Genomic DNA, 21204 nt, shown 5'->3' on the forward strand with positions numbered 1-21204 from the left:
AGCCTCGCGGCGGAGACGCGCCGCGCCCGGAGCGACCCGTGGCCGCCGTGCGCCGGCGGCGGCTGCTGACGGCCGGACTCGGCGCGGCCGCCATCCTGCCGGTGGCCGCGGCCGCCTGCGCCAAGGACGACGCGAGCGGATCCCAGTTCCGCTCACCGCATGTCACCGACGCGCCCTCGGCCCGCAATGTGAAGGACTTCGGCGCGGCCGGCGACGGCAAGGCCGACGACACCGAGGCGTTCGCGGCCGCGGTCAACGTGGGCAACAAACCGCTGGTGCTCTACATCCCGGCCGGGCAGTACACGCTCAAACGTTTTCCGGCACTGCCGGATTACGCGACGATCCTCGGCGACGGCGCGGACGTCACCACCATCAACTACGACGGTGACGACACCTTCATCGCCCTGCACGGTCGCCAGCGAGTCCGCTTCTCCCGCTTGGGTTTCTACCTCTCGGGCACCAAGTCCACCGCCATCCGGCTGTCGAACTGCTTCCGCTGCACCTTCGACACCGTGGTGCTGCGCGGCAACCATCTCAGCGACAACGCGCCCCGCTTCGTCGAACAGCGCGGTCTGGTGCTCGACCAGAACACCGGCGGCACCGCCGTGATCGACTGCGACATCAACAATTTCGGCTACGGCCTGGTCACCTCGTGCATCCAGAACTACGTGACCTCCTCCAAGTTCACCAACAACCACATCAGCGTGCTGGGCACCGGCGGCGACCACAATGCCGGATTGGCCTTGGCCAATGTGGAATTCGTCTCCGACAACGATCCCAGGACCACCGACCGTCACCTGGTGGTCGACGGTCCGGCCAACGACTGGTGGCTGACCAATGTGTGGTTCGAGGGGTCCGACACCGCACTGTCGATCGGCGCGGCGGCCGGGGGGCCCGCGCAGTTCGGCATGGTCAACTGCAAAGTGGCCGCCCGCAAGGTGTGCCTGGACCTGATCAATTGCCGCCAGCCGTATCTGGCCAACGTGCAGTTCGATCCGGATCTGGACGCCCCACCGCTGGAGATCCGCGTCGACCCCAAGGGGGCCGCCGAGGGCACCGCGATCAACCTGATCTCGGGTTCCTTCCAGGACGTGGACCCGCGCTCGTTCCCGGACGGCTGGCACGTGATCGGCCGCGGCGCGATCCACGGTGCGCGCTTCGCCGGGACCACGGTGGCGCAGGCGACCCAGTCCGACGCCGACATCCTTCAGGTCCAGGATCAGAACGGCACGGTGCTGTCGGCGGTATTGAACAGTGGCGCATATCTTTCCGATCGCAGCGAGGGGGGCATCGTGATGAAGGACGCCGCGGGAGCGTACTGGCGGCTGTCGGTGGGGACCGACGGCGCGATCAAGACGTCACCACTGGGCAAACAGCGGCCGCACTCGTGAGCGCGGCCCTGACACGGCTGCGTCTGGGTCCGGCGCGACTGCACGGCAGCACGCTGGTGCTGCGCCTGCCCCGGGCGGCCGACTTCCCCGACTGGCGGCGGCTGCGGCTGCGCGATCGCGCACTGCTGCAACCGTTCTGGCATACCTCGCCATTGGACTGGGACACCCGCCACAGTGAGCGGCGCTGGGTGCGCGAATGCCTGGAGGCTGCCACCAACGCGCGCACCGGGCGGCGGGTGGCCACCGTCATCGAGGTCGACGGCCGCTTCGCCGGACAGGTGGAGATCGGCAATATCGACCCGCACACCCGGCAGGGCGAGATGGGCATCTGGATCGACGCCCGGCTCGGGCGGCTCGGATTCGGCGGCGTGGCAGCGGGTTCCATCCTCGACTTCGGCTTCGACACGCTCGGGCTGGAACGCATCATCGCGCCCATCTCCCCCGCCAACGCCGCCGCCACCCACGGGGCCCGCCAGCTCGGTTTCATCCGGGAGGGCCGGATGGTGCGCCGCTACGACGTGGGCGGCGCCCGCATCGATCACGATCTGTGGTCGATGACGCGAGCGGAGTTGCCGCCCAAGGGATTCACCGAGATGTGGATCGAGCGGACCCTCGCCCGCGGCACCGATCCGACACCGCCGCCGGAACCACTGCCGCGGCACTCCCCCGGCCGGGCGCTCGCGCTGTCGGTCGCCGCACGCTATCGCGCCGGTCAGGTCTGGCGGATCGGACAGCGGATGCTCCCCCCGGCCCCGGTGACACTGCCCCTCACCGGCCATCCCGGCGCGGTGCTGCGCACTCCGGATCGCCACCGACTCGAATTCCCGTTCGGGACAAGACCATCCAGCACCACCGAGAGCCTGCGACTACACCTGGACCTCGCGGGCGTCCCCGCCGGTGACGCCTGGATTCTAGAACTCGACCTGTTCGACCGCACCGCCCGGATCCAATTCCGGGCCGACCCCGCCCACGCCGACGACGACGTCCGCACGGCGGCCACCCGGGCCCTGCTGGCATACGCCTTCGAGGAGCTCGACCTGTTCCGGATATCCACCGCCGTCGCCGCCGGGGATACCGCATCTGCCGCGGTCGCCGCACGGGCGGGACTGCACAAGGAGGCAACCATGCGCAGCTACACCGGCATCGACGGGCACTTCGGCGACCACGACCTGTGGGCCGTCACGGCGGACGGTGACCACGATGCGTGACTACCACCGCAGCAACGAGATTCAGGCCCGCCTGCACGAACTCGTCCCCGGCGGCGCGCACACCTACGCGCGCGGCGCGGACCAGTATCCGGAGGACCGCGCGCCGATCCTGGTGCGCGGGCGCGGCGCCCGCGTGTGGGACCGCGACGGCAACGAATATGTCGAGTACGGCATGGGACTGCGCTCGGTGACTTTGGGCCACGGTTACCCGCCGGTGGTGGACGCGGTGGCCCGCACCATCGCCGACGGCGTCAACTTCTCCCGCCCCACCGAGCTGGAACTGCTTGCCGCACAGGACTTCCTGGATCTGGTCCCGGGCGCGGACATGGTGAAGTTCGCCAAGAACGGCTCCGATGCCACCACCGCTGCGGTGCGGCTGGCGCGCGCGGTCACCGGCCGCGAGCGGGTCGCGGTGTGCGATCAGCCGTTCTTCTCGGTCGACGACTGGTTCATCGGCCTCACCGACATGAACGCCGGCATTCCCGCCGTCTCGACGGCCCGCTTCGGCTACAACGATCTGCCGTCCCTGGCCACGGTCCTCGACGCAGGCGATATCGCCTGCGTCGTCCTCGAACAGGCCACCGCCCTGGCCGAACCCGCGCCGGGCTTCCTGGAAGGCGTACGCGCCCTGTGTGATCGGCACGGCGCGCTGCTGATCTTCGACGAGATGATCACCGGCTTCCGCTGGTCGGCCGGTGGGGCGCAACAGCTCTACGGGGTCGTCCCGGACCTGTCGTGCTGGGGCAAGGCGATGGGCAACGGCTTCCCGATCTCCGCACTCGCCGGTAAACGCGAGTTCATGGAGCTGGGCGGGCTGCGCACCGACGCCGAACGGGTGTTCCTGCTGTCCACCACCCACGGCCCGGAAACCGCGTCGCTGGCCGCGTTCCGCGCGGTGGTGCACGCCTACCGGACCACCGATCCGGTCGCCCGCATGGAGGCGGCCGGACGACGGCTCGCCGACGGGGTCAACGCCGCCGCCGCCGAACTCGGCATCGCCGAACACCTGGAGGCCCGCGGCCGGGCCTCCTGCCTGATCTTCCTGACCCGGGACGCGGAAGGCGTTGCCTCCCAGCCTTATCGGACCCTGTTCCTCCAGGAGTTGCTGGATCGCGGCGTACTGGGCCAGTCGTTCGTGGTCTCGGCCGCCCACACCGACGCCGATATCGATCTCACCATCGATGCCTGCCGCGCGGCCGCCAAGACCTACCGGCGGGCCATCGACAACGGCAGCGTCGACGGCCTGCTCACCGGCCGCCCCGTCGCCCCCACCCTCCGCCGCCACGCCGCCCCGCGCCGCGTGCCCTGACGCAGGAGTTCCCAGATGACCGAACCCCGAGTCGCCCTCGTACACGAGCGGCTGACCGAGTACGGCGGATCCGAGGCGGTGGTCGCCGAGTTCATGAAGGTGTGGCCGGACGCGCCCGTGTTCGCACCGATCGTCGAACCGGAGTGCCGCGACTTGCTGCTGCGCGCCGCCGGACTCGACACGACCGCAACCGATCTCGTCCGCGACACTCCCCTGTCCCGGCTGCACGCCGCCACCGGCGGGCGCTCGCACGCCCCGCTGCTGCCCTTCGTACCGCGCGCACTGCGCCGCCTACCCCTGGACAGCTACGACGCGGTGGTGATCAGCCACCACGCCTTCGCGACCCAGGCGGCCCTGGCCACCGACGCCCCCGTGATCGCCTACGTGCACAGCCCGGCCCGCTGGGCTTGGGATCCCGCGTTCCGTGCCCGCGAGGCGGGCGGCAGGGCCGGACAGGCCGCCCTGACCGTACTGGGCGGTCTGGCCCGGCGCGGCGAACTGCGCGCCGCCCCGAAACTGACCCGGGTGGTTGCCAATTCGCAGGCGGTCGCCCGACGCGTCGAACAGTGGTGGGGATTGCCCGCCGATGTGGTGAATCCGCCGGTGCGCGTGGACCGTTTCGCCCCGGACCCCGCCCTCGAACGCGAGGACTTCTTCTTGTTCGCCGGACGCCTCGTCCCCTACAAACGCCCCGATCTGGCGATCCTGGCGGCCCGCAAGGCCGGGGTCCGACTCGTGATCCTCGGCGACGGCCGCTACCGGCGACAGCTGGAATCGCTTGCGGGACCGGAGACCACGTTCCTGGGCGCGGCCTCCGACGAGGTGCTCCTCGACACCTACCGGCGCTGCCGAGCCCTGCTCATGCCCGGCGTCGAGGACTTCGGGATCGTGCCCGTCGAGGCGATGGCATGTGGCACACCGGTGGTCGCGGTGGGCGCGGGTGGAGCCCTCGACACCGTGATTCCGGGCGTATCCGGCGAACACGTCGAAGCGGGTGACGATGATGCCGTGGTGTCCGGATTCGCCCGTGCCCTGCGGGAATTCGACCCGTCGGTTTATGACGTGACCACTATCCGAAAACACGCCGAAACGTTCTCACCGGAGGCATTCCGGGGTCGGATTGCCGACATTGTCTCGCGTAACCGCCGCTGACCGACTATTCATGAATCCGAAGGATTTCGTGGACAGTGGGACAGGGTGAGGCAGTGGGTGAAGTCGGCAGGGTGTCCGGCGCACTGGTGACGGGTGGAGCGGGCGATATCGGGCACGCGGTGGCGCGACGACTGGTCGCGGCGGGACGGCGGGTGTGGCTGGCCGACCTGGATCCGGGGCATACCCGCGACCGGGCAGCGGAACTCGGACCGGGCGCGGTGGCGCTGGAATTGGATCTCACCCGCGACGAGAGCATCGCGTCGGTGGCGCGTGCCGTCGAGGGCCGGATCTCGACCGTGGTGCACTGTGCGGGTGTGGCCGTGGTGGATCCGTTCCTGGAGAGCCGGATCGCCGACTGGGACCACATGTTCCAGGTCAATCTGCGCGGGCCGATGCAGCTCACCCGGCAGCTGCTGCGTGGATTGCAGGCCGCCGACGCGGCCCGCATCGTGTTCGTGGCCTCCGACGGCGCGCGAGCGGGCGCGTCCGGCGAAACCGCCTATGCCGCCTCGAAGTCCGGTCTCTTCGGTTTCGCCAAATCGCTCGCCCGCGAGATCGCCCGCCACGAGGTCACCGTGAACGTGGTGTGCCCCGGCCCGATCTCGGGTGCCATGGTGGCCGCCACCATGGCCGGGCACGGCAACGTGCTGCGCGCCCTGGAGCAGGCCATCCCCCTCAAACGCCTCGGCCAACCCGACGAAGTCGCCGCCCTCATCGCGTGGCTGGCGAGTCCGGAGGCCGGATATCTCACCGGTCAGCTGATCAGCGTCAGCGGCGGCATCACGATGAACTAGGAGTCGCGCCCTCATGCCCACCATTCCCCTCATCGACGCGCACATGCACCTGTGGGATCTCACAGCCCACCCCTGGTATCCGGGGCTGAAAGGGTATGTGGACGCGGGCTATCCGCAGTTCGGCGTGAACCACCTGCTCGCCGACTACGACCGCGCGCACCCCGGCACCGAGGTCGCCGGGCTGGTGCACGTCTCCGCCGCCACCGCACCGCACGCCTACCTCGACGAGCACCGCTGGATCGACGCCGTCGCCACCGCCGACCCCCGCCCGTTCGCCCTGATCGGCACCGTCGACCCGCGGCTGCCCACCGCGGAGCTGCTCGACCACCTCGAACAGCAGTCGCGCAGTACGCATTTCCGCGGCGCGCGGGTCTTCGCGGGCCTGTCGCCCAACACCCCCGCCGCCGACGCCCTCGCCGGGTGGCTCCAAGACCGCGACGCCGTCTTCGACCTGGTCGCCCGCCCCGCCGACATGCTCGACTGGATCGACTTCCTCGCGGGCTACCCCACCCTGCGCGTGGTCCTCGAACACCTCGGCTTCCCCGCCGCCACCGACCCCGACGCCCGCACCGCCTGGCACAACGCGATCTCCTTGGCCGCCAAGGAAACCCAGTGGTCCTGCAAGATGTCCGGCCTCGGCCTGATCTGCCCCGACCTGTCCTGGCCCACCCTCGAATACTGGCTGGAATCCGCCGTCTCGCTCTGGGGCTGGCGGCGCCTGTTGTTCGCCTCCAACATGCCCGTGGACACCCGCGCCGGCACCTACCCCGAACTGCTCGCCACCATCGACCATCTGGTCACCACCGACGCCACCGAGGCCGAAGCCGAATTCTTCTACCGCGACAACGCCATCGACACCTACCGCCTCGGATAGGACGACACCTCGGCTACGGCGGCGACTGCGGGAACCCGAACGCGGCGACCACCGCCGGGTCGTGGAAGGCCACCACACTGGTGATGCCGGTGGCCGTCACCGTGAGCACCGCGGCACCGTACGGCACCAGCACACCGCTCGCGTCGCGGAGGTACGTGACAACGGCGGGTTGACCATTGGCCCGGGCGGGCAGCATCCGCCAGTCGCCGGGCGAGCCCAGCACATAGGTCGCGAGCTGATGGATGCACGCCCCCCGGCCCGCGTACCAGTCGAGGAAGGGCGTCGCCTGCAAGGTGGCGTCAGCACGCAGCACCTGTTCCAGCAGGCCGGGATCGGAGTGCTCGAAAGCCGCGATGTAGCCCGCCAGCAGGGTGCGGGCCCGAGGGTCGTCCGGCTCGATCAGGTCGTCGGCGGTCGTGTCGAGTCCGGCGAGGCGGGTGCGGGCGCGCTGGAGGCCGGTCTTCACGGCGGCGCGGGTGGTGCCGAGGATTTCGGCGGTTTCGGCGGCGGTGAAGGCCAGCACCTCCCGCAGCATGAGGATGGCCCGCTGCTGCGGAGGGAGGTGTTGCAGGCTGGCGACCAGTGCCAGGCGCAGCGATTCACGGTCGATCACCTGTGATTCCGGGTCCGTGGCCGACGAGGTGATCAGCGCGTCGGGCAGCGGTTCCAGCCAGGAGATGCCGACGCCCGCGTCCGGGTCGGCCGGAGCATCCGGTCCCCGGTAGGGCCCGCCGAGCCCGGCAGGCAGGACGCGTCGCCGATGGTCGGCGAGCGCGTCGAGGCAGACATTGGTGGCGATGGCGTACAGCCAGGTTCGCACCGAAGACCGGCCCTCGAATCGGGCGTATCCGCGCCAGGCGCGAATGTAGCTCTCCTGCACCAGGTCCTCGGCCTCGTGCACCGACCCGACCATGCGGTAGCAGTGCGCCAGCAGTTCGCGCCGGTACCGCTCGGTGTCGGCGGCGAACTGTTCGTCGCGCGCCGCGACCCCCGGATCTTCACGCTGCGATGTGCCGCTCACGTGTCATCACCGTTCCTGCCCTGGCCGGGCCCCGCCGTTCGGGGCCGTCCCCAGTATCGACCGGACCGGAACGAGAAAGGTAACTCTGCGCAGGTCACGCCGCTCAGGGCTGGATGAACTCCTTCGCGAAGTCGCGGATCGCGTCCGGGTCGAGGGAGTCGTGGAAGCTGATCACCAGCTCGTCGACGCCCGCGTGCTCGTAGGCCGCGATCCGATCTCGGACGGTATCGAGGGTGCCGATGAGTCCGTAGTCAGCCAGCTCCCCGGGGAACACCATCGGTGCCCACGGCGGCACCTGCGCCCGCGCCTCGGCGTCGGTATCGGCGATGATGCAGTAGGTCGAGGACGTCCGCAGAATGCTGGTGTAGTCGCGACCGACTGTCTCGCAATGCTTTTCGAGAATGCCGTACTTGCGGACCAGCTCCTGCGGCGACACCTGCACATTGCAGGCATCGGCGTACCGGGCGACCAGCTTCAACGTCACTTTCTCCCCGGATCCCCCGATCAACAGCGGAATGTGCGGCCGCTGCACGCCTTTGGGATCGTTGAGCGCCTCGTGAACCCGATAGTGCGAGCCCTCGAACGTGGTCGTCGGCTCGGTCCACATCGAACGAATGATCCGCACCGCCTCGCCGAGCTGCCGCAGCCGCGTCGGCGCATCCGCGAGCGGATACCCGTAGGCCGCGTACTCCCCCTCGTACCAGCCCGCGCCGATCCCGAAGGTCAGCCTGCCGCGCGAGATCACATCGAGCGTCGAGGCCATCTTCGCCTGTAACGCGGGGTTGCGGTAATTGTTGCCCGTCACCATCTGACCGATTCGAATTCGGCCGGTATCCCGGGCGAGCGCGGTGAGTGTCGTCCAGCTTTCGAAGATGTAATCGCGCGACGGCAGGAACGGAATGAAATGGTCAGCTGCCCAGACCGTCTCGAATCCGGATTCGTCGGCCGCTCGGGCCAGTTCGGTAATGGTTTCGAAGGCCGCCACCGGATCGGTGAAGTCGGCGAAGTCCTGGCTGAGTCCGGTCGGCATGAAGAGGCTGAATTTCATATGGATAGAGACGGCGAGCGACTCCGAAAGGAAACTTCACGCAGGTCACGGACCACACCGACGTTCAGCGACCCGCCCGCCACCGCACCAGGTGAGCGCCCGCTCATGACCAAGATCAATAGCGAGCCAATTGCCGACTGCGCCCGAGAGTTACACCAAACCCTTTGTTACACATATCAACTCGATTAGCTCCGAGGTGACCAGTCACACACCGCCGAAACCCCCGTTTTGGTTGAACGGCCAACCGGGGGTCCGTAAAGTTACCCACTAGTTAGGCACGAAGGTGTTCCTACCTCGGCCCGACATTCTGCTAGGGGGCCACATCACACGCACCGTCCGCATCCACCGACGCATGTCGGACGAACCCTGTTGATTTCCAACAGGTTCGATCATTAAGGAGGGGACGATGGTTTCCTACATCGTCACGGGCGGAACCGGATTCCTGGGCCGACGCGTTGTCGCGGGCCTGCTCGAACGCGATCCACAGGCCGTGGTGCACGCATTGACCCGCGAGGCCTCGGTCGCCAAACTACGTGAGCTGGCCGCGGGCTGGGGCGCGGAGGACCGCGTCTTCCCGCTGGTCGGCGATCTCACCGCACCCGAGCTCGGCCTGATCGAAGAGCCGCCGCACGCCGACCACATCGTGCACCTGGGCGCCGTCTACGACATGACCGCCGACGCGGACACCACCTACGCCGCCAATGTGCAGGGCACCCGCGCGGTCGCCGACCTGGCCGTCGAGCTGGGCGCGGTGCTGCACCACGTGTCCTCGGTCGCCGTCGCCGGTGATCACCAGGGCAAGTTCTTCGAGGACGACTTCGACCTGGGCCAGGGCCTGCATTCGCCCTACCACCGCACCAAGTTCGAGGCCGAGAAGCTGGTCCGCGAGACGAAGGGCCTGCGCTGGCGGGTCTACCGTCCGGCCATCGTGGTCGGCGATTCCCGCACCGGCGAGATGGACAAGATCGACGGCCCGTACTACTTCTTCCCCGCCATCGCCGGACTGGCCGCGCTGCCCTCGGAACTGCCGGTGCCGCTGCCGGATCTGGGCGCCACCAATGTGGTCCCGGTCGACTACGTGGTCGCCGCCATGGTCGAACTGGTCACCAAGCCCGGTCTCATCGGCCGCACCTTCCACCTCACCAACCCGCGCCCGCAGCCCTTCGGCGAGATCTACAACGCGCTGGCCCGCGCCGCCGGTGCGCCGACCTCCATCGGCACCGTGCCAGGCTCGCACACCGCGCTGCACGCCCTCGGCGGCCTGCCGGGCGTTCCCGCGGTCCGCGATTTCCTGTTGGAGCGCTTCGGCATTCCCGCCGAGGTGGCCCCGCACACCGCCTTCGAATCGGACTTCGTCTCGGAATCCACGCAGGCGCATCTGCGCGGCACCGGCATCGAGGTCCCGGACTTCGCCGACTACGCCGCCACCCTGTGGGACTACTGGCGCGCCCACCTGGATCCCGATCGCGCCCGCCGCCGTGAAGGCGTGGACGGCCGGGTCGTGCTGATCACCGGGGCGTCCTCGGGCATCGGCCTGGCCACCGCGCACGCGGTCGCCAAGCGCGGCGCGACGGTGCTCATGGTGGCCCGCACCGAGGAGGACCTGAACGCGGCGGCCGCCGCCGTGCGCGCCGAAAGCGGTGCGGCACAGGCCTACATCTGCGACATCACCGATGAGAAGTCGGTGGAGCTGCTGGTCAAGCAGGTGTTGGCCGATCACGGGCACGTCGACTACGTGGTCAACAACGCCGGTCGCTCGATCCGCCGCTCGGTGCTCAACTCCACCGACCGCATGCACGATTTCGAGCGCACCATGGCGGTCAACTACTTCGGCGCGGTGCGCCTGATCCTCGCGCTGCTGCCGTCCATGCGGGAGCGCCGCTTCGGTCACTTCGTGAACATCTCCTCGATCGCGGTGCAGACCAAGGTTCCGCGCTTCGCCGCCTACGTGGCGAGCAAGTCGGCCCTGGACAACTTCAGCGAGATCGCCGCGGTCGAGAACGCCGACGCCGGAATCACTTTCACCTCGGTGCGGATGCCGCTGGTGCGCACGGCCATGATCGCCCCCACCGATCTGTACCGGTCCATTCCGGTGCACAGCCCGGATCAGGCCGCCGACATCGTGGTGCGGGCGCTCGAGCACCGGCCCAACCGCATCGACACCCCGATCGGCACCTTCGCCCAGTTCGTCGACACCGTCATGCCCTCGGTGAAACGCGCCATCCTGCACCAGGGTTTCCGGATGTTCGGTGAGTCCAAGGCCGCCGGGCGGCCCGAACCGGTCGAGGCGGCCGACGCGCCCGCCAAGCCGCAGGGCCGCAGCCCGCTGCTGGCGCTGGCCCCGATCGTGCAGCCGCTGATGGGCCTGCCCGCCCCGGCCGCGCGCTTCACCAACCGGATTCCTGGCCTGCACTGGTAACCGGCTGTCCCGCAACGGAGTTCGGCCCCGGTGAGCATGCTCACCGGGGCCGAACCATTTCGATGCCCGCGCGTTCGGAGGTGGGACAGAGGCTCCCGAGGCCGTGACCCCTGAAGCCCCTCGCGTGGGCATCGCCCCTCCCCGGGGTCAGATGTGGTCCGCCGCGAAGTTCGCCGCGTCCACCAGATCACTGCCGTAGGCCACATGCGCGTTGGCGTCGACGCCCGCGCCGCACACCGGATCGCCGCCGATGCACCAGTCGCCGGTCCGGGATACGAACGCGCCCGGCACATTCCAGCCCAGCGCCCGCACCGGATCCCCGAACAGCAGCACCGCCGACACATGGTCGCCGAGGTAGCCGGGCAGCTGCACCCGGCCCGGATACCAGGACACCACGCCGGTGCCCAGCGCCGCGTGCACGACCGCCGCACCCTGCGAGTAACCGACCAGGACGAACCGCTGCGCCGGGCAGGCGGCGACCTGAGCAGTCAAGTGCGACACCAGATCCGAGGTGCCCGCACCCACATTGAAGCTGTAGTCGGCGGGATAGGCGACGGCGTACGCGCTCGTCGAGACGGGCAATCGGGCTTGCAGCATGTCGTAGAGCGGATCGCCGACCTCGTCGCCGAGCCAGCCGGGTTCGCCTGTGCCCCTTGCCACCACGACGTCCACGTCGGTACATCCGTCCGCGTGGGCGGTCGCGGGTAGCGGCAGGAACACCGTCGCGATCATCGCCATGATCGCGAAACCCCCTGCGGTACGCCATCTCCCAGGAAGCAGCACCTTTCGGTAGCCCATTGTCCTCACCCCTCACGCCGTTGTGAGAAGCACGGTGACTCTTGTCAGTGACTAGAGAACGATCACCGAGCTATGTGACCCAAGGTAGGGACGACCGGATGGAGCGGCAACGAATTCTACTGGAGAGTCACCTTATTGGTACCCAACCGTTTCATCATGAAACTTGTTATCTACGTGCTACTTTGAGGCAACGAACCGGCATCGAACGGGATCCGGACCACACCGCGAACCCCGCGCAAAATGCAACGAGTTCTCATAGTGTGTTGGTATGGAACGACTTACCGGGCTCGACGCGAGCTTCCTCTATCTCGAAACAGACACCCAACTACTGCACGTCTGCGCAATGCTGATACTCGATCCGGGCGCGGACGGGGGCGAGTTCGACCACGAACGCTTCAAGGCCGAACTCGGGCGGCGCCTGTACCTGATCCCCGCCATGACCCGGCGGCTGCACCACGTGCCCCTCGACCTCGATCACCCGGTGTGGGTGCGGGATTCACACTTCGATCTCGACTACCACGTGCGCCGCATCGGACTGCCCAGCCCCGGCGGACGCAAGGAACTCGCCGAAGTGGCCGCCGACATCGCCGGACGCGCGCTGGACCGCAGTCGCCCGCTGTGGGAGATGTGGGTGGTGGAGGGCCTGCCGGGCGGCCGGGTCGCGGTCATCTCCAAGTACCACCACGCCATCGTCGACGGCATCACCGGCACCAACATGATGATGCACCTGTGCGACATCCAGCCGGGCGTCACCTACACCCCGCCCGCCGAGACCACCGACGACGACGGCGAACCCAACGATCTGCTGCTGGCCGGGGAGGCGCTGCTCAAGATCCCGGGCAAGCTCGGACTGGTCGGCATGGTGCCCAAGACCGTCGGCATCCTGGGCGGTCTGGTGCAGCGCCGCCGCGGGAGCGGATCACGCGGGATGCCGCTACCGTTCACCGCGCCGCGCACGCCCTTCAATCGGGCTATCACACAGCATCGTTCGCTCTCGTTCGTGCAGTCCGACCTAGCCGATATCAAGGAGATAAAGACAGCCTTCGAGGTCAAGGTCAACGATGTGGTGCTGGCCGTGGTCGGCGGCGCGCTGCGCAGCTACCTCGAATTGCACGACGAACTGCCCGAAACCTCGCTGATCGCCTCGGTTCCGGTGTCCACCCACGACTCCTCCCGGCACGACGAGGGCACCAACAAGGTCTCGACCATCTTCGCGCGGCTCTACACCGAGATCGAGGATCCGGTCGAACGGATGCTGGCCATCGCCGCGGACAATCGCGGGGCCAAGGAGGAGCACAATCTGATCGGGGCCGACTTCCTACAGGACTGGGCGAAGTACGCGCCGCCCAACACTTTTCAGCTCGCGGCGCGCGCCTACTCCTCGCTGAAGCTGGCCGAGCGGCATCCGGTGGTGCACAACCTGGTGGTGTCCAACGTGCCCGGGCCGAACTTCCCGATGTACTTCCTAGGGGTGCGGGTGGCCTCGATGTATCCGTTCGGGCCGGTCTTCCACGGGGCCGGTCTCACCGCGACGGTGATCTCCAACAACGGGCACCTGGACTTCGGCTTCATCGCCGCCAAGGAACTGGTGCCCGATGTGGACCGGATCGCCGACGCGGTGCCCGAGGTGATCACCGAGCTGCTCAAGTCCGCCCGCGAGAAACCGACCACCGAGCCCGAAACACCGTGAGCTACAACCGGTTCGCTACCGCTTGACAGGCCTCGAGGAACACCGGGACAAAGACGTCCGCCTCGAGTGCACACGCCGCATGGCCGGCCCGGGCAAGGAAGATCTCGGCTCCCGGAATCGCCTTCGCCATTTCCAGCTGACGATAGACGGGCATCGCCCGATCTCGCGTGGTGATCACCACGGCCGCCGGCACCTTCAGACTCGGCAACCAGTCCGAGGCATCGAAACGCCCGACCACCGCCAGGGCCTGCGCGAGCGCCCAACCGCTGGTGGCCCGGAATTCCGCCGTGGCCCAGACATCCAGGCGACCCACCGGCCAGGACGACTCCGGCAACACCGGCAGCCTGTCGCGACGCAATTCGGCCCGCTGGAACGACCATTCGGACATCGAGGCGGCGATCGCGCCCCAGCTGCGATGGAACGCCCGCTCGCGCCACTTTTCCTGGAAGCGATAGGTGGTCGCGGCCAGCACGATCCCGCCGATGCGATCGGGATGCCGGTGCGCCACCAGCTGCGCGATGAGTCCGCCCAGCGAGTAGCCCGCCACGATGGGGCGCTCGATGCCCACCGTGTCGGCCACCGCCACCGCGTCGTCGGCCAGATCGTCGAGATCGAAACGCTCCGAACGGATTCCGTGGCCGTGCCAGCGCTGGTCGTAGAGCACCACCCGGAAGTGCTCGTTGAGTTCGGCCAGCGACGGGAACCAATTCAGCATGGCGGTGGTGGCCATGCCGTGCAGCAGCAGCACGGTCGGGGACTCGGGCGTCGGGCCCGGCAGATCCACCAGATAGGTGCTGCCGCGGCCGGGCAGTTCCACCATCCGACCCTGCGGCACCTCGGTCAATCGTGAGATGCGCGGCGACAACCGGCGACCGCGCCGCGACGATGCGGTCGGTTTGTCAGTGGAGTGATCCACGCTGTGGTTCGTCATCGAATGCCTCCCGGGGCGCCGCCGCCGGATGCCCGAGGACGGCTCGGCCGCGGCACGGCTCGCACAAAATAGGAACACGTTTCACTTTGATGATGCCACACCGCCCGGGACGCGGCAGATCACGGCTTGCACGCGTTCGGCGGCGGGACCACCGTGGTGACGACCACCGGAGCCGAGGGCGGCGGCGGCACCGTCGTGGTGTCCTCCGGAATGTCGTAGAGGCGAATTCCGGTCTGGTGCAACTGCCCCGGCGTGACGGTGAGACCCGAGACGAAGGCGGCGTGGCCGAAGATGTCGGTGACCTCGGCGGTGAAGGGGCCGGGTCCCGCACCGGAGATGGTCCAGTAGTTGTCGTAGCCGCGGCGCAGCGGGCGATAGTCGCCGCCGGAATCGGCGCGCAGGGACACCTGAGCGATGGGATTTCCGCTGCCAGAGAACAACAATCCGATCCAGTCCGCCGAACTGCCCTGCTGCACACGGTAGAACAGGTCCGGGGCCGGGTTCGGGTCGCGAACGCGATTGACGCGGATCTTCGCCACCCCGTCCGAAGTATTGGCGATGGCCTCGAAAGCCGAACGGCTCAAATCGTATTGGTCGGGGCCGCAGCCCGGGCAGCGGTCGACGATCTGCGCGCGGACGCTGCCGAGCGGGCCGTCGATGTCGATGTAGGAGCCGCAGGGGGCGGAGCCGTCATACTGACTGGTCGGCACCCCGACGTAGTAGCCGTCCAGGGGCAGATCCGGCAGCGAGCACGCCACGCCCTGACTGAAGGCGTAGAACCGGGCCTCACCCTGTTGCGGGGCCGGTGGCTGATCCGACGACGGGATCTGCTGGGGAGTAACCGTACTCGGGCTCGCGTGGGCGGGGAGGGTGACGACGGTGGTGGTGGGCCCGGCCATCGAACAACTCAGCGACTGCGGGCGAATCCACCAGGTGGCCAATCCGACCACGACTGCTCCGGCCAGAATCGTCCAGAGCCACGGCCTGCCGTGGTGGACCTCTTCGAGTCCCGTGCGGTGCATGATCGGTCCCCAACCCTCCGAATAGTGTTTGCTGAATCGATGCTGCACTCCCCATCAGGAAAGCAGCCGGGCCCGTTACGACGGGCTCGAATCAGAAACTCGGACTGAAAAACTCGGCGTGTTGCCGGTGTGTCATGGATCCAGAACCATGCCGGGCGCTACCTCGTATCACCGGGTATCGGCACCGCATCACCGGGTATCAGCCCAGCACAGGAGAGTTCGCCATGGCCCGCCTCGCCCCCTACTACCGTCAGGTGCAATCCCACTACGACCTGTCCGACGACTTCTACGCCCTGTTCCTCGACCCGAGCATGACCTACAGCTGCGCCTACTTCGCCCGGCCCGAGTTCAGCCTGGCCGAGGCGCAGCAGGCCAAGATCGATTTGGCGCTCGGCAAACTCGAGCTGGAACCCGGCATGACCCTGCTCGACATCGGCTGCGGCTGGGGTTCCACCATGATCCGCGCCGCACAGGAGTACGGCGTGCGCGTCATCGGACTCACGTTGAGCCGCAACCAATTCGACGCGGTTCGGGCACGTCTGCGCGCGCTCGACATCCCGGAAGCCGAAGTGCGCCTGCAAGGTTGGGAAGAATTCGACGGCACCGCCGACCGCATCGTCAGCATCGGCGCGTTCGAACACTTTCGTGCCGAGCGCTATCCGGAGTTCTTCACCCGCGCCCACCGGATGCTTCCCGCCGACGGCCGCATGCTCCTGCACACCATCATCGGGCGCACGCTCGCCGAACTCCGCGCCGCCGACATCCCGGTGACCCGACAGGATGCGCTGTTCCACATCTTCGTCAAACGCGAGATCTTCCCCGGCGGACAACTCCCCCAGCCCGGAACCGTCACCCGCACAGCGGAATCCGCCGGCTTCCACACCGCGCGAATCCAATCACTGCAACCCCATTACGCCCGCACGTTGGACCTGTGGGCCGAGGCCCTCGAAGCACATCGCACCGAAGCCGTGGCCTTGACCTCGGAGGAGATCTACGCCCGTTACCGCCGCTACCTCACCGGGTGCGCCCACTACTTCCGCGCGGGCCACCTCGACGTCATGCAGTTCACGCTGACCAAGTAAGAGCGCCGCTGCTGCCGTTCAGGACGGCGGTAGTAGGCCGGTCAGCAGGGCATCGATTCCTGGTCCCGGATCGAATTCTGCTTGTGGCCAGGTGATCTGGTGCAGGATCATGCCGTCGATGTGGTCCAGGAGAATTCCGCAGTGTGCTGCGGGCTCGGATGAGCCGAGACGTTGGAGCCACGGGGTGATCCAGGAGTCGACGGCCGCGCGGCCGGTAGCGATGGGGGCCCGGAATTCCGGGCGGGCGGCCGCCTCCACGAAGAGGGTGTAGCGGGCGATCGTCCGGTTGCGCCCCGGGCCGAGCGCGTGGCCGATGATGCCGATCATGGCTTGCGCCAACGCGTCTCGGGTGTGGGGCCGGACCATCCCGCCGACGGCCTGCCAATCGCGTTGATCCAGCTCGACGAGGTGGTTCACGATCCCCATGACCAGGGCGCTGCGGGTGCGAAACGAATTCGACGCGGTGCCCGCGGGCACGCGAGCCGCCCGATCCACCGCCTGGAAGGTCAGACCACGCGAGCCCTCGGTGGCCAACACCTCGATCGCCGCATCCAAAACCTGCTCCCGCCTGCGGGACATGCTTCTCCTCTCACTACAGACCTAGTGTTTTTCACTATGTTTATAGTACCGTTGTGGTCGGCTCAGCTGCCGCACGTCTAGGAGTCGTCATGCCCGTGTCATCCGTCGCCAGTCTGCCGAGGGGCCATCAGACGATGCTCCTCGCCCACCGTGCCATGATCGGCGATTTGGACCGAATCCAGAGCACCGCAACCGAATTGGCCGAGACTCCGAACGGGGTACGCGCCGATGCGCTCAGTGCCTACGCGGGCAAACTCGCCTACGTCATCCACCATCATCACGAGGGCGAGGACGAATTCCTGTGGCCGCGGCTGCGTGCGGCAGGAGCCGATCCAGAGGCGCTGGAAACCCTCACGACCGAACACGCCGAACTCGCGGATCTACTCACCCGATGGACCGAGTCCGTCACCCAGCCAGTCACCGACGCCGCGTCGGCGACACGACTGTCCGCGCTGACCAAGGAGCTACGCGACCAGCTCACGGTGCACACCCAGGACGAAGAGCGAGAACTGCTGAGCCGCCTCGCACCCGCACTCGACGAGCGGGTCTGGAAAGCTCTCGAAAATCACATGCGCACAACGGCTCCCCTGTGGACGCTGCGGTTCATGCCCGCCTGGCTGCTGTCCGTCGCTGGGCCGAACGATAGTGCCGGGGTCCCGGTGCCACCGTTGGCGCGGGTGTTCAGCGGGTGGCTGCGACGCACTCAGCGCGCGGCCTTCGGCCCGAATTACTGAACGCTGCGGTTATTGACTCGCCCCGGGGTGTTTCACCGGGCTCGAGAGCGCAGGCGTCGTGGTTCGGAGGGGGCACCACGACGCCTGTGTTTTGAAATGATGAATTCAAATAGCCAATTTCCTTATACTGCAACGGCATTCAGTGTTCTTTTCCTTGTTGGAGGAGTAGAATGGAGGTATGAATTCGGGGGAATCATCCAACATGAGCGGTATGGCCGACCTGGTCGCCGCGGTGAATGTTGTCGCCTCCACCGATTTCACTCACTTCTCCGAGGATGAGCTCACCGAGTTCTTGCAGCAGTGCGAGATGTGCAAGCGCGTGTTGTCGGCGATGGATTCACGCCTGATCATCGAAGTCTCCGACCGCTCCATGCCGCAAACCTCCGGTGCCGGAGGAGTTGTTCGGTACCTGCGGGATACGTTGCGGCTCACCAAATACGACGCCACCTGCCGCGCGAAAGTCACCGAACAGGTCGGTGAATTCCGTGACCCCACAGGGCATCTGCGCGAGCCTGCGCTCGCTGCCACGGCACATGCGTACGAGATCGGTGAGATCTCCCGCGACCATGTCCGCAACATCGTCGAAGTACTGCACCAGCTGCCCGACGCCGTCGACGCCGAAACCCGTACCGAGGTCGAGACGCAGTTGCTGGATTACTCGCGCGAAGGCTGGCCGGATGACCTGCCGCGTATCGGGCGTGAGATCACCGCCCGTTTGGATCCGGATGGTTCTTTGACCACGGATGCGGATCGTAAGCGTATGCGGGGCCTGACAATTGGACGTCAGCGCGCCGACGGCATGTCCTGGGTGCAGGGCTGGATCATGCCCACTGTCCGCACCGTCTGGGATGTCATCATCTCGAAGTACGCGCGCCCTGGCGTCTGCAACCTCGACGACCCTCAGAGCCCGAACCTGTTCTACGGCAAGGTCGACAAGGCTGTCCTCGAGGCTGCCGCCCGGCGTGACACGCGTACCACGGCGATGCGTGTTCATGATGCTCTGGCGATGATCCTGAACCCGGACATCGACGCCGCCAAGCTCGGCAAGCACCGCGGCCTTCCGGTCCAGGCCGTGATCACCATGAGCCTCGAAGACCTGGAGAACGCGGCAGGGATCGCCAACACCGCTACCGGTACTCAGCTTTCGATCAATGAGGCGTTGAAGATGGCGGCGGGCACCAAGCCGATTCTCGCGATCTTCGACCGTCACGGCATGCCGCTGCACTTGCGTCGCGCTCGCCGCTTGGCAAGCTCCGCTCAGCGCCTCGCCCTTATTGCTTCCGAAAAGGGTTGCACGCGACCGGGATGCGATGCCCCGCCGAGCATGTGCGCGGTGCATCATGTCACCGATTGGGCCAAGGGCGGACCCACCGACCTGCGGAATCTCACCTTGGCGTGCGATCACTGCCACGCCCTGGTGAATGACGGTCCGAATGGCTGGAAAACCGTGGTGATGGGTAAGGATTCCCCGTTCGCTGGACGCACCGGGTGGATCGCGCCGATGCCTATCGATCCGACGCAAACTCCGCGTGTCAATCATCGCCACCATAGGGCGGAGCAGATCGCGCAATCGGTGGCACGCAGCCAGAATCGGCGAGCCCGGCTGGCGTATCAAGCGCGGATCGCCCACCGCGCACCCGAATAGCGGGCAGTCCCCCAGCACGACTCGCCACCTCCACCACCCACCGCGCTGAAGGCTGCCCTGTGCGCGCATTCGAGCGCGCACAGCCGGGCACCTCGCGAAATCGTTGCCAGCCAGCCGAACCCGCGAAACTCAGCTCGCTCGTGAGGCACGCATCATCCGCCACCCCGGCCAAGCACTCCTCGGTCCCGGCACTACCGGACTCCCTAATGCCCTGTGGGACACTCCGCATCAGCGATCAAGCCAGTCCGTACCCTTGGATAAACCCGACTCTCGTTCACAATGCAGGCACAAAGACCAGGGAAGCGTGGTCGCGTTGGGTGCCCTGCCGGACTGGGGCTGACGCCAGGTTGGGAGCCGCATCTCTCGTACCAGCCCAGGGACTGCACGCATTACGTTCTCCGGATCCTCCAATTGGCGTTCAGTCCCATGGGGCAACAGCCGCAAGGTTTGTCCGATCCGCGCCCCCGGTTTTGTCCGGGCCGTTTTTCATGATCAAGGAGCTCTCAGCGTGAAGAATTGTCCGGTTCAGCACGGTGAGAGCTCCTTGATCTTGGTTCGGGGGTTGGGGTTGAAATCGGTTGTGGGCCTCTGCACGTGGATGGAACACTTGCGCCCCTGAGGCTCGGCCGTTCGGGTGGGGCCATCGAACTTGGAGGGCCGATGCCGCTGCGCCGCAAGGGATCACGTCGGATCACGGTTGACGGTGTCGACTACCGCTGGAGGTTGCGCGGGCGCCCGACATACTGCCAGGCAATGGGATGGACACCGTGCACGTACGCGGTTGACCAGCCCGAACGTGGTGGCACCACGCTGGTTGTCACCACCGACCGCCTGCATCCGGATGCTGCCTGGATCAACGGCGAGGTCCGGCCGGTCCTCCCGGCAGAGGTTGCAGACAACATTCGCATGGGTCTCACCCGAGGCTGGAGACCAGCCGACAACGGCGCACCTTTCCACCTCGACTTCTCGAAGCAACGCCCGACCACCGCACTCCCCACACCCGAACCTCACCGGTAGCTCCAATGCCAGCATTCCAAGTTGCCGTCTGCGGCCCCCGCGAAGAGAACCCCACCGACAACGCGAACGCCCGCGAAGTCGGCCGCCTCCTCGCCCAGGCCGGGGCAACAGTCCTGTGCGGCGGCGGCCCGGGCGTAATGGCCGCCGTCGCCGAAGGCGCCTCCACCGCAGCCGGACTCGTAATCGGCATCCGCCCCGACACCGACCCCACCACCACCTGCCCCCACCTCTCCGCCGTCATCTACACCAACATGGGCGAAGCCCGAAACGCCATCCTCATAAACTCGGCCGACGCCGCAATCGTGATCGGCGGCTCCTGGGGCACCCTCTCAGAACTGGCCCTGGCCAACCACCGCACCACAATCCCCGTCATCTCCCTGGGTGGTTGGCGAATCACCGACGCCCACGGTCAACCGGTCGACGCTGGACTGACGGTTGCCACTCCATTCGAAGCCGTCGAGGCCGCACTGCGGGGCAGATCCGCCTAGTC

General features: G+C 67.4%; 18 protein-coding genes. 12 read left to right on the forward strand and 6 right to left on the reverse strand.

Annotation, left to right across the window (positions count from 1 at the left end):
* Positions 1-38: 38 nt before the first annotated feature.
* Genes OG300_RS15555 through OG300_RS15580 form a run of 6 tightly spaced genes read left to right on the forward strand, consistent with a single transcriptional unit; the run spans position 39 to position 6728 of the window.
* Complete coding sequence (locus OG300_RS15555; RefSeq protein WP_405496485.1) at positions 39-1391, forward strand: glycosyl hydrolase family 28-related protein; 1353 nt, start codon at positions 39-41, stop codon at positions 1389-1391.
* On the forward strand, positions 1388-2599 hold the full coding sequence (locus OG300_RS15560) for a GNAT family N-acetyltransferase (RefSeq protein ID WP_405496487.1): 1212 nt from the start codon (positions 1388-1390) through the stop codon (positions 2597-2599). Before OG300_RS15555 ends, OG300_RS15560 begins: the two co-directional genes overlap by 4 nt.
* A complete protein-coding gene (locus OG300_RS15565; protein WP_405496489.1) occupies positions 2592-3908 on the forward strand; it encodes a glutamate-1-semialdehyde 2,1-aminomutase in 1317 nt (438 codons plus the stop codon). Before OG300_RS15560 ends, OG300_RS15565 begins: the two co-directional genes overlap by 8 nt.
* Positions 3909-3923: 15 nt before the next feature.
* Positions 3924-5060 (forward strand): glycosyltransferase, encoded by a 1137-nt coding sequence (locus OG300_RS15570; RefSeq protein ID WP_405496491.1) that lies wholly within the window; start codon positions 3924-3926, stop codon positions 5058-5060.
* Positions 5061-5095: 35 nt separating this feature from the next.
* Entirely contained in the window at positions 5096-5854 is a 759-nt protein-coding gene (locus OG300_RS15575; RefSeq protein WP_405496493.1) for an SDR family NAD(P)-dependent oxidoreductase, read from the forward strand.
* A gap of 13 nt (positions 5855-5867) precedes the next feature.
* Positions 5868-6728 carry an amidohydrolase family protein gene (locus OG300_RS15580; RefSeq protein WP_405496495.1) on the forward strand — a complete coding sequence of 287 codons (861 nt, stop codon included), beginning with the start codon at positions 5868-5870 and terminating at the stop codon, positions 6726-6728.
* A 13-nt stretch (positions 6729-6741) separates the two neighbouring features.
* Here OG300_RS15580 and OG300_RS15585 read toward each other — a convergent pair whose 3' ends face one another.
* Together OG300_RS15585 and OG300_RS15590 are read right to left on the reverse strand one after the other, a co-directional pair.
* Positions 6742-7749 carry an RNA polymerase subunit sigma-70 gene (locus OG300_RS15585; RefSeq protein ID WP_405496497.1) on the reverse strand — a complete coding sequence of 336 codons (1008 nt, stop codon included), beginning with the start codon at positions 7747-7749 and terminating at the stop codon, positions 6742-6744.
* A gap of 103 nt (positions 7750-7852) precedes the next feature.
* Positions 7853-8797, reverse strand: coding sequence for an LLM class F420-dependent oxidoreductase (locus OG300_RS15590; protein ID WP_405496499.1), 945 nt, complete (start codon positions 8795-8797; stop codon positions 7853-7855).
* A 406-nt stretch (positions 8798-9203) separates the two neighbouring features.
* Here OG300_RS15590 and OG300_RS15595 point away from each other — a divergent pair, with 406 nt between their 5' ends.
* Positions 9204-11216 (forward strand): SDR family oxidoreductase, encoded by a 2013-nt coding sequence (locus tag OG300_RS15595; RefSeq protein WP_405496501.1) that lies wholly within the window; start codon positions 9204-9206, stop codon positions 11214-11216.
* Positions 11217-11363: 147 nt separating this feature from the next.
* Here OG300_RS15595 and OG300_RS15600 read toward each other — a convergent pair whose 3' ends face one another.
* Positions 11364-11954, reverse strand: coding sequence for a cutinase family protein (locus OG300_RS15600; protein WP_405496503.1), 591 nt, complete (start codon positions 11952-11954; stop codon positions 11364-11366).
* A 328-nt stretch (positions 11955-12282) separates the two neighbouring features.
* On the opposite strand from OG300_RS15600, the gene OG300_RS15605 reads away from it, so the two are divergent.
* Positions 12283-13704 (forward strand): WS/DGAT/MGAT family O-acyltransferase, encoded by a 1422-nt coding sequence (locus OG300_RS15605; RefSeq protein WP_405496505.1) that lies wholly within the window; start codon positions 12283-12285, stop codon positions 13702-13704.
* Between the two features lies 1 nt (position 13705).
* On the opposite strand, the gene OG300_RS15610 is transcribed toward OG300_RS15605, so the two are convergent.
* Both OG300_RS15610 and OG300_RS15615 read right to left on the reverse strand, forming a co-directional pair.
* Positions 13706-14635, reverse strand: coding sequence for an alpha/beta fold hydrolase (locus OG300_RS15610; RefSeq protein WP_405496507.1), 930 nt, complete (start codon positions 14633-14635; stop codon positions 13706-13708).
* A gap of 119 nt (positions 14636-14754) precedes the next feature.
* Positions 14755-15657: an expansin EXLX1 family cellulose-binding protein gene (locus tag OG300_RS15615; RefSeq protein ID WP_405496509.1), complete on the reverse strand. Its 903-nt coding sequence runs from the start codon at positions 15655-15657 to the stop codon at positions 14755-14757.
* A 224-nt stretch (positions 15658-15881) separates the two neighbouring features.
* Between OG300_RS15615 and OG300_RS15620 the strand changes: the two genes are divergently transcribed.
* Positions 15882-16739, forward strand: coding sequence for a cyclopropane mycolic acid synthase family methyltransferase (locus OG300_RS15620; protein WP_405498567.1), 858 nt, complete (start codon positions 15882-15884; stop codon positions 16737-16739).
* Between the two features lie 18 nt (positions 16740-16757).
* Here the strand turns inward: OG300_RS15620 and OG300_RS15625 are convergent, their stop codons facing one another.
* Positions 16758-17318: a TetR/AcrR family transcriptional regulator gene (locus OG300_RS15625; protein ID WP_405496511.1), complete on the reverse strand. Its 561-nt coding sequence runs from the start codon at positions 17316-17318 to the stop codon at positions 16758-16760.
* Between the two features lie 89 nt (positions 17319-17407).
* Here OG300_RS15625 and OG300_RS15630 point away from each other — a divergent pair, with 89 nt between their 5' ends.
* From OG300_RS15630 to OG300_RS15640, 3 genes are all read left to right on the forward strand, one after another.
* Positions 17408-18052 carry a hemerythrin domain-containing protein gene (locus tag OG300_RS15630; protein WP_405496513.1) on the forward strand — a complete coding sequence of 215 codons (645 nt, stop codon included), beginning with the start codon at positions 17408-17410 and terminating at the stop codon, positions 18050-18052.
* Between the two features lie 178 nt (positions 18053-18230).
* Positions 18231-19697 carry a DUF222 domain-containing protein gene (locus OG300_RS15635; RefSeq protein ID WP_405496515.1) on the forward strand — a complete coding sequence of 489 codons (1467 nt, stop codon included), beginning with the start codon at positions 18231-18233 and terminating at the stop codon, positions 19695-19697.
* 1022 nt (positions 19698-20719) lie between these two features.
* Complete coding sequence (locus OG300_RS15640) at positions 20720-21202, forward strand: LOG family protein (RefSeq protein ID WP_405496517.1); 483 nt, start codon at positions 20720-20722, stop codon at positions 21200-21202.
* Positions 21203-21204: the final 2 nt, after the last annotated feature.

The sequence above is a fragment of the Nocardia sp. NBC_00511 genome (genome assembly GCF_045161165.1).
In the GTDB taxonomy this organism is placed as follows: domain Bacteria; phylum Actinomycetota; class Actinomycetes; order Mycobacteriales; family Mycobacteriaceae; genus Nocardia.

What these genes read in the sequence shown, in the direction of transcription:
- OG300_RS15565 (WP_405496489.1), top strand. Translation starts at nt 2,592, where the DNA reads ATGCGTGACTACCACCGCAGCAACGAGATTCAGGCCCGCCTGCACGAA.
- OG300_RS15570 (WP_405496491.1), top strand. Translation starts at nt 3,924, where the DNA reads ATGACCGAACCCCGAGTCGCCCTCGTACACGAGCGGCTGACCGAGTAC.
- OG300_RS15580 (WP_405496495.1), top strand. Translation starts at nt 5,868, where the DNA reads ATGCCCACCATTCCCCTCATCGACGCGCACATGCACCTGTGGGATCTC.
- OG300_RS15590 (WP_405496499.1), bottom strand. Translation starts at nt 8,797, where the DNA reads ATGAAATTCAGCCTCTTCATGCCGACCGGACTCAGCCAGGACTTCGCC.
- OG300_RS15595 (WP_405496501.1), top strand. Translation starts at nt 9,204, where the DNA reads ATGGTTTCCTACATCGTCACGGGCGGAACCGGATTCCTGGGCCGACGC.
- OG300_RS15600 (WP_405496503.1), bottom strand. Translation starts at nt 11,954, where the DNA reads ATGGCGATGATCGCGACGGTGTTCCTGCCGCTACCCGCGACCGCCCAC.
- OG300_RS15605 (WP_405496505.1), top strand. Translation starts at nt 12,283, where the DNA reads ATGGAACGACTTACCGGGCTCGACGCGAGCTTCCTCTATCTCGAAACA.
- OG300_RS15610 (WP_405496507.1), bottom strand. Translation starts at nt 14,635, where the DNA reads ATGACGAACCACAGCGTGGATCACTCCACTGACAAACCGACCGCATCG.
- OG300_RS15615 (WP_405496509.1), bottom strand. Translation starts at nt 15,657, where the DNA reads ATGCACCGCACGGGACTCGAAGAGGTCCACCACGGCAGGCCGTGGCTC.
- OG300_RS15620 (WP_405498567.1), top strand. Translation starts at nt 15,882, where the DNA reads ATGGCCCGCCTCGCCCCCTACTACCGTCAGGTGCAATCCCACTACGAC.
- OG300_RS15625 (WP_405496511.1), bottom strand. Translation starts at nt 17,318, where the DNA reads ATGTCCCGCAGGCGGGAGCAGGTTTTGGATGCGGCGATCGAGGTGTTG.
- OG300_RS15630 (WP_405496513.1), top strand. Translation starts at nt 17,408, where the DNA reads ATGCCCGTGTCATCCGTCGCCAGTCTGCCGAGGGGCCATCAGACGATG.
- OG300_RS15635 (WP_405496515.1), top strand. Translation starts at nt 18,231, where the DNA reads ATGAATTCGGGGGAATCATCCAACATGAGCGGTATGGCCGACCTGGTC.
- OG300_RS15640 (WP_405496517.1), top strand. Translation starts at nt 20,720, where the DNA reads ATGCCAGCATTCCAAGTTGCCGTCTGCGGCCCCCGCGAAGAGAACCCC.